General features: G+C 61.1%; 12 protein-coding genes. 4 read left to right on the forward strand and 8 right to left on the reverse strand.

The features are described from left to right. Positions 1-80 precede the first annotated feature (80 nt). Genes AC1D0N_RS14780 through AC1D0N_RS14790 form a run of 3 tightly spaced genes read left to right on the forward strand, consistent with a single transcriptional unit; the run spans position 81 to position 3,140 of the window. Positions 81-1,178, forward strand: a complete 1,098-nt coding sequence (locus tag AC1D0N_RS14780; RefSeq protein WP_477245057.1) for an ABC transporter ATP-binding protein — start codon at positions 81-83, stop codon at positions 1,176-1,178. Between the two features lie 34 nt (positions 1,179-1,212). Next, positions 1,213-2,376 (forward strand): mandelate racemase/muconate lactonizing enzyme family protein, encoded by a 1,164-nt coding sequence (locus AC1D0N_RS14785; protein ID WP_477245058.1) that lies wholly within the window; start codon positions 1,213-1,215, stop codon positions 2,374-2,376. A gap of 23 nt (positions 2,377-2,399) precedes the next feature. Further along, positions 2,400-3,140: a ribonuclease activity regulator RraA gene (locus tag AC1D0N_RS14790; protein ID WP_477245060.1), complete on the forward strand. Its 741-nt coding sequence runs from the start codon at positions 2,400-2,402 to the stop codon at positions 3,138-3,140. A gap of 55 nt (positions 3,141-3,195) precedes the next feature. Here AC1D0N_RS14790 and AC1D0N_RS14795 read toward each other — a convergent pair whose 3' ends face one another. The 4 genes from AC1D0N_RS14795 to AC1D0N_RS14810 form a co-directional block, all read right to left on the reverse strand. Continuing rightward, the gene (locus AC1D0N_RS14795; protein WP_477245062.1) at positions 3,196-4,251 is read right to left on the reverse strand and encodes an ABC transporter permease; all 1,056 of its coding nucleotides are present in this window, start codon (positions 4,249-4,251) and stop codon (positions 3,196-3,198) included. A 111-nt stretch (positions 4,252-4,362) separates the two neighbouring features. Continuing rightward, on the reverse strand, positions 4,363-5,868 hold the full coding sequence (locus tag AC1D0N_RS14800) for a sugar ABC transporter ATP-binding protein (RefSeq protein ID WP_477245064.1): 1,506 nt from the start codon (positions 5,866-5,868) through the stop codon (positions 4,363-4,365). Between the two features lie 148 nt (positions 5,869-6,016). Further along, positions 6,017-6,970: a sugar-binding protein gene (locus AC1D0N_RS14805; RefSeq protein WP_477245066.1), complete on the reverse strand. Its 954-nt coding sequence runs from the start codon at positions 6,968-6,970 to the stop codon at positions 6,017-6,019. A gap of 93 nt (positions 6,971-7,063) precedes the next feature. Further along, a complete protein-coding gene (locus AC1D0N_RS14810) occupies positions 7,064-7,798 on the reverse strand; it encodes an SDR family oxidoreductase (protein WP_477245068.1) in 735 nt (244 codons plus the stop codon). 155 nt (positions 7,799-7,953) lie between these two features. On the opposite strand from AC1D0N_RS14810, the gene AC1D0N_RS14815 reads away from it, so the two are divergent. Next, a complete protein-coding gene (locus AC1D0N_RS14815) occupies positions 7,954-8,844 on the forward strand; it encodes a LysR family transcriptional regulator (RefSeq protein WP_477245070.1) in 891 nt (296 codons plus the stop codon). Positions 8,845-9,053: 209 nt separating this feature from the next. Here AC1D0N_RS14815 and AC1D0N_RS14820 read toward each other — a convergent pair whose 3' ends face one another. The 4 genes from AC1D0N_RS14820 to AC1D0N_RS14835 all read right to left on the reverse strand — a co-directional run bounded on the left by AC1D0N_RS14820 (position 9,054) and on the right by AC1D0N_RS14835 (position 13,114). Further along, the gene (locus AC1D0N_RS14820; protein WP_477245072.1) at positions 9,054-9,818 is read right to left on the reverse strand and encodes an SDR family oxidoreductase; all 765 of its coding nucleotides are present in this window, start codon (positions 9,816-9,818) and stop codon (positions 9,054-9,056) included. Between the two features lie 66 nt (positions 9,819-9,884). After that, positions 9,885-11,048: a mannitol dehydrogenase family protein gene (locus tag AC1D0N_RS14825; RefSeq protein WP_477245074.1), complete on the reverse strand. Its 1,164-nt coding sequence runs from the start codon at positions 11,046-11,048 to the stop codon at positions 9,885-9,887. Between the two features lie 101 nt (positions 11,049-11,149). Beyond that, positions 11,150-12,175, reverse strand: coding sequence for a zinc-binding alcohol dehydrogenase family protein (locus tag AC1D0N_RS14830; protein WP_477245076.1), 1,026 nt, complete (start codon positions 12,173-12,175; stop codon positions 11,150-11,152). Positions 12,176-12,247: 72 nt separating this feature from the next. After that, on the reverse strand, positions 12,248-13,114 hold the full coding sequence (locus AC1D0N_RS14835; protein WP_477245893.1) for a sugar ABC transporter substrate-binding protein: 867 nt from the start codon (positions 13,112-13,114) through the stop codon (positions 12,248-12,250). Positions 13,115-13,223 lie beyond the last annotated feature (109 nt).

Below are 13,223 nucleotides of genomic sequence, written 5' to 3' on the forward strand. Positions count from 1 at the left end.
CTAAATCAAAGAGATAGAGCATGATGTCGTCCGAAAACCGCTTCACACTTTTCGGCATCATGCTCTAGGGAGTTTTGCCGATGGCCCACGTGGTCCTGAGAGATCTCGTCAAGACCTATGGCGGCTTCAAAGCCGTCAACGAGGTTTCGCTGACCGTCAATGACGGCGAGTTCGTTGCACTGGTCGGCCCTTCAGGCTGCGGCAAGACAACGACGCTCAATCTCGTCGCGGGGCTGATCCCGATCACATCGGGCGACATCGTCATCGGCGACCGGGTGGTCAACGACCTCGACCCCAAGGACCGGGACATCGCAATGGTGTTCCAGAACTACGCGCTCTACCCGCAGAAATCGGTCTACAAGAACCTGGCGTTCCCGCTGCAGATGCGCAAACTGCCCAGGGACGAGATCGACAAAAAGGTCAGGGAAGCGGCGCGGGTGCTCGATATGACGCACCTGCTCGAGCGCAAGCCGCGCGAACTTTCGGGCGGGCAGCAGCAGCGTGTGGCGCTCGGCCGTGCCCTCGTGCGCGACCCCGCAGTGTTCCTGATGGACGAGCCGCTCTCCAACCTCGATGCCAAACTGCGCGTGCAGATGCGGTCGGAAATCAAGCGCTTCCACCAGGACCTCAAGGCGACGATCATCTATGTGACGCACGACCAGCTCGAAGCCGTGACCATGGCCGACAAGATGGCGGTGATGAATGGCGGCTTCCTACAGCAATATGATTCACCGGCGCAGGTCTTTGCCCATCCGGTGAACATGTTCGTCGCCAGCTTCATCGGCAGCCCGGCAATGAGCCTTATCGCGCTGGAGGCATCGACGGCAAACGGCAACACCGTGTTGACCGGCGCGGAGGGCTGGCGTCTCGAGCTCTCGCAGCCCAACGCCCGGAAGGTTGCCAAGGCAACGACCCGGAAAGTCGTGCTCGGCGCACGTCACTCGACGATCAAGCTCCACAAGAGCGCGGTGCCGGGCAGCGTCCCGGCCAAGGCCTACACGGTGGAGCCGACCGGAGACGTCACCTTCGTGCAGGCGTTCCTGTCTGGCGCCATCGTCAACGTCAGCGTGCCGCCAACCATTGCAGTCGCGCCCGACGAGCAGATCTGGCTCGAGTTCGACCAGGAGCGGATGCACCTGTTCGACGGCGAAACCGAAATGGCCCTCAAGGCCGATTGAGACAGGGACGGATGCATGTCGAGCGTGGGCGTGAATGACTGCGAAGCTTAAGATCACCGCGATCAAGCCCTATCCGGTGTGGGTGGGAACGCGCAACCAGATGCTCGTCAAGGTCGAGACAGACCAGGGCATCTTCGGCTGGGGCGAAAGCGGCCTGAGCGGTCGCGAGAAGGCCGTGGCCGGCGCGGTCGAGCACTATCGCGAGTTTCTCGTCGGCCGCGACCCGATGCAGATTGGCCGGATCTGGCAGGAGGTTTATCGCAGCCAGTACTTCGAAGGCGGGCGCGTTCTGCAGGCGGCGATTTCCGCCATCGACATCGCCCTGCACGACATCAAGGGCAAGGCGCTGGGGGTGCCGGTCTACGAGCTGCTCGGCGGCAAGCAGCGCGACCGCGTCCCCACCTTCGCCTCGACCGGAGACGAGGCCGAGGGCGATGTTGCCATCGAGCGCGCCCGCGAACTGCGCGCGCAGGGGTGGCAGGCGATCCGCTTCTTCCCCGTCGGACAAAGCAGCAGAGACATCTTCGAGCCGCGCGAGTCGATCGGCGCTACCGCAAGGATGTTGAACAAGGCACGCGAGGCGCTGGGCGACGAGGTCGTCCTCGGCATCGACTATCATCACCGGCTATCGGTGGCCGAGGCGGCAAGCTTCTGCAACAAGCTCGGCCGCGGCGTGCTTGATTTCCTCGAGGAGCCGATACGCGACGAGACGCCGGAGGCCTACGAATCGCTGCGCACGATGACCGACATCCCGTTTGCCATTGGCGAGGAATTTGCCAGCAAATGGCAGTTCCTGCCCTATATCGAGCGCGGCATCCATCAGTTCAACCGGCTCGATATCTGCAATGTCGGCGGGTTCACCGAGGCGATGAAGGTCGCTGGCTGGAGCGAGGCGCACTATGTCGACCTGATGCCGCACAATCCGCTTGGTCCGGTGTGCACGGCGGCGACCGTGCATCTCGCCGCCGCGGTACCCAACTTCGCGTGGCTCGAGACCAGGGAGCCCGAAAAAAAGCTGGGCTTCGACAGTTCAGACTTCTTCCCCGTGCAACCGCGGCTCGACGGCGCCTGCTATCCGGTCAGCGATCTGCCGGGGCTCGGCGTCGAGGTCAACGAAGCGGCGGTGCAGTCGCAGAGTCTGCGTTTCTGGGAAGCCCCACATCTCAGGCGCCGCGACGGTTCCGTTACCAACTGGTAGTTCCAATTCAACCGGAGTCCACGATGACACACACTCCCGACATCACGCGGCCGCCCAAAGAGCTGATCGACGCGCTGAGGGAGATCGGCGCCGCGACGGTTGCCGGCACGCTTGGCCACATGGGCTTTCGCAATCCACACATGGTCGGTCCGGTGGCGCAGAACCACGGCAAGTCGATCGTCGGGCCGGCGCTGACGCTGCAGTTCCTGCCGCAGCGCCCGGACCTGTTCAACGAGGGCGAATATGCCGATCCGGAGACGCAACTGCACCGGCACGTGCTCTATCACGCGCAGGCGGGCGATGTGGTCGTGGTCGACGCGCGCGGCGACATGAGTTCGGGCGTCTTCGGCGATATGATGTCGACGTATTTCAAGGGTCGGGGTGGCGCCGGCATCGTCATCGACGGGTGCATGCGTGACCGGCCCAATGTCGAAAAGCTCGATCTGCCCCTGTGGCTGCGCGGCTGGACGCCCAACTACCATGTGCAGACCAGCATCTATCCCAACGCCGTCAACGTTCCGATTGCCTGCGGCGGTGTCACGGTGATCCCCGGCGACATCATCATCGCCGACGACGACGGGGTGGTGGTGCTTCCCGTCGCAATGGCCGCAAGCGTAATCGAAGAAGCCAAGAAGCATCACGATTGGGAAGAATTCTCGCGCGAGAAGCTGATGCAGGGCGGGTCGTTGCAACGCTATTATCCGCTGCACCCAGATGCCAGCGATGAATATGAGGCATGGCGGAAAGCCAATCCTAAGTCCTGATGGACGGGACGAGATCGACAGGCCGACAGCTCGCCGATCGCAATGCTGCTAATACCTATTTCACTGGCTCTGGCATCACGGCACGACCTTCGGCGGCAGCAAACCTGCTCCGCATCACTTCGCGGCGCTTTCGGAATTCTGTGTATTCCTGGTCGGCCAGTACCCCGATCAGGATTACCGATCCACTCACGGCAAAGTTGAGCGAGGAGGGAATTCCCAGAAGGTTGACAAGGTTCTGCAGCACCTGCAGCAGGATCGTGCCGAGCACCACGCCAATGATTGAGCCCTCCCCGCCGCGCAGCGAGAACCCGCCAAGGACGGCGGCAGCGATCGCGTAGAGTTCATAGAAATTGCCGTGCGAGCTCGGCAGGATCGAGCGTGTGTACATGGCAAGAAAGATAGAAGACAGCGCAGTCAGCCCGGCGCAGATCACGTAAGCTGAGATGATGACCCGGCCGGTGCGGATTCCGGAGAACCGCGCGGCCTCTTCGTTTTTGCCGACAGCATAGAGATACCGTCCGAAGGCGGTGCGATGCAGAACCACCCACATCACCGCGGCCAGCGCGAGTAGGAAGACGAAGGAATGTGGAATGGGAATGGACGTGTAGGCGTTGTTGGTAAGAACCGCGACCAGGTCGGTGCGCCCGGTGGTTAGATATTCCAGTTCCTCGAACCGGGTTTCGTAGGGAAACCCGGCCGTCGCATCCTGGGTATAGAAGCGGGCGATCCCACGATAGATCAGAAGCCCGCACAGCGTCACGATAAAGGGCTGCAGGTGCTTCTTGGTGATGAGCAAACCGTTGATCAGACCCAACATGAGGCCAATGCACACCACGATGAGCACGGCCAGCGGCCAAGGCACACCGCGATTGGCTATGAGGTCGACGAAAATGACGCCAAGCAGCGCAATGACCGAGCCTGCGGACAAATCGATGCCGCCGGTAATGATCACCAACCCCTCGGCAATCGAGAACACGCCAAAGAGGCCGACAAGATTGGCTGTGTTGGCGATGTTGATGGGCGAAAGAAAGCGTGGGTTTATGACAGCCACGACTGTACCCACCACCATGATGAGGACAAAAAGCCCTGCGTCTTTTTTGAGATTCAGCATTGATCGTCCCCCACGGATTGTCCCGGATGCGCTTTTCGAGAGCGCCCATGTTTCTGGCTGTTGGCGAGATCTTCCGTTGAAGGCTGCAACGAAAGCCAGATTGGCTTGCTGTCAGCCTTGCCAGTGTCCAACCGCGAGCCTGAGGATGTTTTCCTCGCTGCACTGGTCCCGAGCGAGAATGCCCGTGATGCCGCCCTGGTGCATGACCGCCACGCGATCGGAAACCCCGATCACCTCCTCCATGTCCGAGGAGATCATCACGACAGCAACGCCGGCATCGGCAAGCGAACGCATCAGCCGATAGATTTCGGATTTGGCGCCGATGTCGATGCCGCGGGTCGGCTCGTCGAATATGATGACCCGTGGCTTCATCCCCAGCCATTTGGCAAGGACGACTTTTTGCTGGTTCCCGCCCGAGAGCGAGCCAGTGAGTACCCCAACATTCGGAGCGCGAATGTCGAGTTCGCCGCGGCTTCGCTCGGCCTGTTCCCGCTCCGCAGCGTTTGATACGGTGATGCCTCGCACATAGGCGCCGAGGTTCGGCAGCGTGATATTCTGGGTGATTGCCAGATCGAGCAGCAGTCCCGTCCGCTTGCGATCCTCTGGAACCAGATAGACGCCGGCCTTCACCGCTTCGGCGGAAGATGCAAAGCGTACCGGCACGCCGTCGAGGAGAACGGTGCCGCCTTCGCTGCGATCGATACCGAACAGCGCGTGCGCAAGTTCGGTTCTGCCCGCGCCGACCAGTCCGGCAAGGCCGAGGATTTCGCCGCGGTGGAAATCGACGCTTACCTGCGCGTAGGGGAATGTGCTGGTGCTGAGATTGCGGACGGAGAGCGCCACCTCGCCTGGTACGTTCGCCGGCGCCTCATACCCAACTTTCAGGTCGCGGCCCACCATCAGCTTCACCATCGCATCATGTGTAATCGCCTCGCCTTCGAGGTGGCCCACGAGTTGGCCATCGCGCAGCACGATCACACGGTCGCTGGCCTGCACCACCTCGTTGAGCCGGTGCGAGACGAACATCACCGCGATGCCATTGGCCTTCAGCCCGGCAATCACATTGAGCAGCTTCTCGGTCTCGGCGATGGGCAGGCTCGATGTCGGCTCGTCAAGGATCACCAGCCTGGCGTTCAGGCTCAACGCCTTGGCGATTTCGACCAGTTGTCGCTGGGCAAGGGAAAGGCTGGAGACCGGAGCGGATGAGGGGAAATTGGCGCCCAGCCGGTCAAGGTAGGGCTGCACCATCGCATGCAGCTTTGCGCTGTCGATAATGTTGAGGAATCCGTGGGTTCGAGGTTCCCGACCGACAAATACATTGGCGGCGACGTCCAGATTGTCGAACAGGTTCAGCTCCTGGTGGACGAAGGCGATGCCGGCGTCCATGGACGCCGAAATGGCCAGCGCCTCGTGGGTCACCCTGTCGATTTCGATGGAGCCACGATCGGGCGCGACAATGCCGCCCAGGATCTTCATCAAGGTGGATTTGCCAGCGCCGTTTTCACCAACGAGGCCGATGACCTCGCCGGGCCGCACCTCCATCGAAAAGTCGGACAGCGCCAGGACGCCGGGATACGACTTGGAAATCCCGGCGAGTCTCAGGAACGGTTCGTCCAATCGCGTGGCCTCAGGCGAAACGGGTGTCGGGAACGCGCCGTTCAAGATGGCGTGCCCGCAGTCCCGGGAGGTCCTGATACTGCTGAAGCGCAAAGGCGTATCAGAGCGTTGTTGGACTGCGGGCCCCAGATCAGCTGGCATTTCAGCTTCACTGGGAACTCAACTTTGCCTTGAGATCGGCCTTGAACTCATCGACATTGTCCTTGGTGATGACCTTTCCCGGAATGATGTCGACACCGTTGGCCGGGACACCCGACTTGTCCCCGTTGAGGTAGGCCGCAAACAGCTTGCTGCCTTGGTATGCCCACTCGAACGGCTGCTGCACGACCGTGCCGGCGAAGGAGCCATCCTTGACTGCGCCGAGCGTAATCGGATCTTCGTCGAATGCGATGACGGTAATCTGACCCAGCTTGCCGTTGTCGCGCAGCGACTCGTAGATCTTCGGCGGGTTGTAGGAGTAGAAGCCAACCATGCAGTCGATTTCCCCGTGCGCGACCAGGGTGTCGTCGACATTAGCGCGAGCCCGCGTCTGGTCGTGGTCGTCGGTTCGAACGTCGACGAGCTCGATATTGTGTGGACCGGCGGCCGCCTTGAAACCCTCGATGCGCTCACGCGCATTGTCGGCGCCCGTGTTGCCGACGAAGCCCATACACTTGCCGCCCTTGGGCATTGCCTTGACCGCGAGTTCACCGGCGTTCTTGCCAAGATCGGTGTTGGACGAACCGATGTAGAAAACGCGTTTGGAGTCTGCTGCGTCGCTGTCGAATGTGAATAGCGGCAGTTGCGAGCCGATCTTGTTGAACGCATCGGTCTGTGTTTTCGGGTTGAGTGGGGACACCGCGATCGCGTCGGCGCCCGCCGCAGCCAGATCTTCGATCAGGCGCTGCTGGATGGCAGCATCGGCGCGTTCGGGATATTTCCATTCAAGATCGAAATCGGGCAGTTCCGTTTGCGCCTTGCGCATGCCGGCTTCCGCAAGCTTCCAGAAATCCGATGCCCCGTTGGGCACCCAGACGATCATCTTCTTGTCCGCAGCCCACGCTGCACTCGACAGCAACATGCCAACCGCTACGCCCGCAGCGACGAGACCCGTATATTTCATGTCGTACTTCTCCCCTTTTATAGAACCGGCGTAAGTACCGGCGCTTCCTCCAAATCGATCAGAAACATGCGCTCCGTCGGTCGGCGGCTCACGTCACGTGAGCGCCTCGGCCATCGTGCGCATCTGCACCTGAATGATGCGCGAGCCCGCCGGTTGGGTGCAGGCGAAAAGGACGGCCGCCGCGACGTCGTCCGCTTCCAGCATTTGCGATTCCCGGACGCTTGCATCCGTACGCCCCTTGCCGATCGCAAATTCGGTTTTCACGCCGCCGGGACAGATCGTGCCCACCTTGATCCCGTGGGGGCGCAGCTCCTTGTCCAGTCCCTGCGCGAAGCCAACCTGGGCGAATTTCGTTGCGCAATAGACGGCCTCACCGGGGAAACCGTAGACGCCCGCCATCGAGGAAATCATCAGAACGAGACCTCCGCCTTGCGCGATCATCACAGGCACGACATGGCGGGTGAAAAGGAAGGTGGAGCGGACATTCACGTCCATCATCTCGACGTAGTCCTCGAGACTGGTGTCGATCAGCGGCTTGTAGTTGCCGACGCCGACATTGTTGATGAGGATATCGATGCGGCCGAACGCCTTTTTGGCTGCCGCTACCGTGTTGAGCGCCGTCGCCTCGTCGCTCGCGTCGCCGATGACTGCGATGGCGTCACTGCCGAGCGCACGGATTTCCTCGATCAGGGCATCGAGCCGCTCGCGCCGGCGAGCAGAAAGAACGAGGCGAGCCCCTTCGCGTGCCAAGTCACGCGCGCTTGCCTGCCCGATGCCAGAACTGGCACCAGATATGATGGCGACCTTGCCTGCAAGTTTCCCCGGCACAACAGCTCCTTTTCTTCATCTCAATTCGCGGCGCGCGAAATCGGCTGGCAAGAGATTTATCTCCAGCGGTAAAGAAGCATCGGCTACAGTTGTTTGCGCGTCCAACAGATAGTACAGATCGTCTCGATCTATTCCGTAGATAAATGGGGACCAGCATGGAATTGCGGCAGCTTCAGCATTTCATCGCCGTCGCCGAAGAGCGCAGTTTCACGCGCGCGGCAGAGCGGATCCACATCGTTCAGTCCGCGCTGTCGACCTCCATTCGAACACTCGAGGAAGATCTGCAGGCGCGACTTTTCGTGCGCAGCACGCGACAGGTTCAGTTGACGCCGGCGGGCCAAGTTTTCCTGGAGAAGGCGCGCGAGGTCCTGAGGGTGATCGATGTCGGCCGCGAATCCGTCGCCGACATAGAAGGCCTGCGAAGCGGCTCGATCTCCATCGGGACTGTCCACAGCCTGCCCGCTTTTCTCGATTTGCCGTCCCTCATCTCGCGATTTCACGGGACGAACTCCGGAATCGAAGTCCGTCTGAGGCAAGGTGATTCCGCCGGGCTCATGGGACAGCTTCGGGCCGGACAGTTGGACCTTGCCTTCCTGCCGTTGCTTGACCCACCCGACGACATCGTCACCAGGATCGTCGCCTGCGAGGACATGGTTGTCGTCACACCTGCGAACCACCCGCTCGCCGGACGAGGTGAGGTCACCCTCGACGAACTGGTAGGTTACCCCTTCGTGGATTTCGAGATTGGCTGGGGTACCCGGCCTCTGATCGATCGTGCGTTCGGCCTGGCAGGCTTCCAAAGGCGAACCGTTTTCGACGTCACCGATGTCGAGACCATCATCGACCTGGTCAGCAAGGGGCTTGGCATCGCGCTCCTGCCCGAAACGATTGCCGAGATGCGCACACCCAGGATCGCCATTTCGGACATGGCAGAGCCCGTCATCTGTTGGGAACTGGTGGTGGCTCACTTGCGCGGAGAAGGGGCGGCTCCCGTCAACGGCGCTGCAACGGCCTTTCTCGAACTTCTGACTTTCTTTGAGACGTGACGCCAGGCAAGCGGATTAAGGCCGCCCCCCAGACCTGTTGCCGGCAAGCAGAGGCTTTTTAGGCGCTAAAAGGCGATCACCGCCTTGATAAGTCCCGATTTCTGATGTGCCCAACGAGAAAGATCGTGCGGACTGCCCTGAAGGGTCGTGTGGTGCGCGGCCTCGGCGGCCGGCGACGTCCTTTCGACCTTGACCGTGCTTCGCTTCTGCTACCAGCAGACGAAACCGCCATCGACGATGAGATCGATGCCCGTAACGAAAGACGCAGCGCGGCTGGCCAGGAACACTGCAGGCCCTACCATCTCCTCGGGCATCGCGAGGCGCCCCATCGGCGTATCGCGCTCGAAGTTCTTCACTTGCTCGGCCACTTCGGGCCTCCGGTTCATCGGGGTCAGCGTGTAGCCGGGGCTGAGTACGTTGAGCCGCAATCCCCGGTCCGACCACTCCATCGCCAGGCTCTTCGTCATGTGAATGACCGCTGCCTTCGATGAGTTGTAGTGCGTCTGGAGGAGGCCGCGGTTGACGATCGAGCCTGACATGGAGGCCACGTTGATGATCGATCCCTTGCGGCGCGGCAGCATCACGCGAGCCTCGGCCTGGCAGGACAGGAACACACCGCCAACGTTGGTACCGTAAAGCTCTTCCCACGTTGCCAACGGCAAAGTCTCGGCCGCATGCGCGCCGCCAATACCAGCATTGTTGACAGCAACCGTAAGCGCACCGAGCTCTTTTTCGATACGCTCGAGGGCGGCGGCGAGATCGGCTTCCGACGTCACCGAGCCGGTTATCGCCAGCGCCTTGCGACCAAGCGCGGTGATCCTTCCCGCCGTCTCCTCGAGTCCACCCTTCGACGGGTGACCGAAGCAGGCGACATTGGCACCGGCCTCAGCAAGCCCGACCGCTATGGCCTGACCGATGCCACTGCCGGCGCCGGTGACCAATGCGACATCGCCATCCAGTTTGAACAGGTCCATTCGGTTGTTCCTTCCGATTCTCTTGATCGCACAAGCAGGTGAGCCAATACGACAGCAACGATGCAACTACTGAACGACGTTGTGGCGTTCCGCCTTCTGATCAACCGCCGAGAGAATCTTTGCGAGAGACGGCGACTGTCCACGACGCTCCTCCGGCACCCAGCGGAGAAAGCCGTCGATACGCCGTTGGACCTTGACCAGATGACCGGCGGCGATGTCGCTCAGACGATGGTCAAGAAAGGGGTTGTCGAACCGTTCAAGCGTGGTCGCCACGTATGCCGTCGCTTCCTGCCCCAATCCCCGTGCCTTGAAGCCGGGAACGACCTCGGAACCATAAATCTCTGTCAGCAAGCTTCGATATCCGTCGAGTTCCAGGATTTCGCGCACCGTCAGGTCCGGTCTCAGCCGATCGGCCATCCAGCATTGTGCAAGCACTGTGTGGCCAAGGTTCAGGATGTGGAGTTTCAGTCGCTCGATGCGTTCAAGGTCCTCGACAACCGTGATAGCAGGATGACGGCAGGGCGATCTCAGCCCCGACTGCTTTTCAATCGCCCACAATGCGTAGGGCTCCGCGATTGCCCCGACAGGCTCGATGGCCGACGAGACAATGCGGTCGACAAGCGAGTTGGCAAGTACGCAGTCGTCCGCGATGAAAGACAAAAGTGCGTCGGAGGCACCGCTGCGCTTGGCCAACGCGATCAACGCTTGCCTCAGTGTGTCGCCGTTGCGCTGAACCAGTTCGGTCGGAAGCACCACAACTGGCCTTGCGGAAACTGCAAATCGGTGTGCAAGCAGAACGAGCAACTTTGCCGGATATCCCGCCGGCGCTGGGCCGGGACCACCTGTGAGGTCGACGAACAGATCGGGCGGGACGGTGAGGCCCGCTTCCGTCGTATTCGAGACGACGAATTCCACTTGCTCCGCGAACGGGGTAGCCAACCGTTGCCAATCAGCCTCGGCATCGAGCGCGCGCCGTATGCTCTTCACGCCGATTTCATACTCGACGCGCTGGCCCTTCTCCAGCCCGCGGATGACAACCGGGTAGCCCTCATCGCGTGCAAGCGCCTGCAGCCGGGCTCGGCCAGCGGCCGATCCGCTGATCGCGACCACCGTGATCGGGCCGACCGCGTCGCCTGCCGACAGCGCCTCGTGCACGAAGAGAGCTGCGTGCGCCTGCAGAAAGCGGCTCGTGCCGAACTGGAAAATGGGTGTGACGATTTCCGTGGTCAATGATCGTTCTCTATCAGCTCGTGAAGGTTGAGGCGCCGCGTATTCGCCCGCCAGCCCAAATATCCGCCTGCTGCGAGGTCTGATGATTGTGGTTGCTGAAGTCAGCCAGACCCCGCCACATCGATGACGGCCTTAATCAAACCGGACTTTTGCTGAGCCCAGTTCGCTATGTCGCGTGAGCTGTCACTCAGGGTCGTGCGGTGGGTGACGAGTTGGTCAATTGGTATCTTTCCATCGCGGATCGAGGCGATGACGTGCTGGAAGTCGGCGTGCGTCGCGTTGCGACTGCCGATCAGAATCATTTCCCGCTTGTGAAACTCGGGGTCGGAGAAGCTGATCTCGTCTTTGATGACGCTGACTAATATCATTGCGCCGCCATGGGCCACGTAGCTGAACGCGGCTTGGATCGAGACCTTGCTGCCGGTCGCGTCGAAGACGAGGTCAAAACCGTCGCTATCGGTTCGCTCCCGCACCATGTCGACAGCTGAGGCCGAGGCATTGTCGATGACAGGAAACCCGAGTTGACCTTCGGCGAAGTCGAGCCGTTCCCTGCTCATGTCCATGACCGTCACCGCCTGGCCTGCAAGACGGGCAAACAATGCCGTAGCCAATCCGATAGGCCCGGCGCCGATGACCAGCGTACGGACGCCAGCAGCTAGCCTGGAGCGCCTCACCGCGTGGGCGCCGATCGCCAGAAATTCGACAGCTGCCGCGTCAACGAGTGACAGTCCTGCGGCCGGGTAAAGGTTGCTGGCAGGCACCATCAATTCTTCACACATGCCGCCGTCGCGATGAACGCCCAACACCTCTATCGATACGCAGCAATTCGGCTTGTCGTGACGGCACGCAATGCATTTGCCGCAGGAAAAATAGGGATTTACGACAACCCGCTCTCCGACCGCGATGGCGACGCCTTCGCCTACGACGGTCACGGTCCCCGAGAGTTCATGCCCCATGATACGTGGATAGACCAGGTACGGATGCTTGCCTTCAAAAATGTGGTAGTCGGTGCCACAGATGCCGACATGGCTGATGCTGACCAGCGCCCATCCGGGGCCCGGTAGGTCGGGCGCCGGGCGATCTTCGAAGATCAATTCGCCGGGCTTGCGGCACACGAGCGCTTTCATTCAGACCATCTTCCTGAAATGTTCCAAAAAGAACCCGGCGGCTGGATGACCGCCGGGCCAAGGTGTGGGAGCCTATTCGAAGTCTTTGACGTTCTGCAGCGTCACGAGGCCGGCGCCGGTATCCACATTGGCCTCGACGGCCTCCCCGCGGATCGCCTTGACGACGGTGTCGATGCCAAGCTCGCCCATTTTTGCCGGAAATTGTGCAACGCTGGCATCTTCCGCGCCCGACTTGATCGCTTCGATCTCACCGCAGCAGGCGTCGAAGCCGACCAGGATTATCTTGTCGTTGGCAATGCCGGCATTGCTGATCGATTTGACGGCGCCCGGGATTGGCGGGCCGCAGGCCGCGTAGATCGCCTTGAGATCGGGATTGGCGGTCAGGATGTCTTCGGTCACTGACGTGCCAAGTTCGAGCGTGCAGTTGGTTGCACCCTTGCCGACGACCTCGACCTTGACGTCGCCGAGACCCTCCATCATGCCGGTGACCCGGTCGTCCAGCGCCGGCACCCCGGGAACCCCTTGCAGGATGCCGATCTTGTCGCCGCTCTTGAGCACGGTCTTCAGGTACTCTCCGGCGATCTTGCCGCCGTTGAGATTGTTGGTGGAGACCAGTGCTGTCTGACCTTTCCAGTCAGGAATGCTGTTGTCGACGAGAACCACCTTGATGCCGGCAGCCACCGCCTTGTCGAGCGACGGCGCAACGGTCGGATCGACCGGCGTGATCGCCAGACCCTTGACGCCTTGCGTGATCATGGATTCGATCAGCGCGATCTGGCCCTCGATGTCGGTAGCCGCCTGGCCCTGGCCGGTGACCAGTTCGATCTCGGGATGAGCGGCCGCGTATTTCTTGGCGGCATCCTCCATGGTCGAGTAGAACGGCACCGGGAATTTCGTAATCAGGCCGATCTTGATCTTGTCGGCGGCCGAAGCCGGCATCGCAAACGCAACAGCGATCGCCAGCCCAGCGAACAGTTTTCGGTTCATTGACATTCCATTCCTCCCTTGGAATTGAGGCGTCTTCCGGCGGAAGTCGCTTCAGGCATTT

The organism is Mesorhizobium sp. P2_E10 (genome assembly GCF_056404235.1).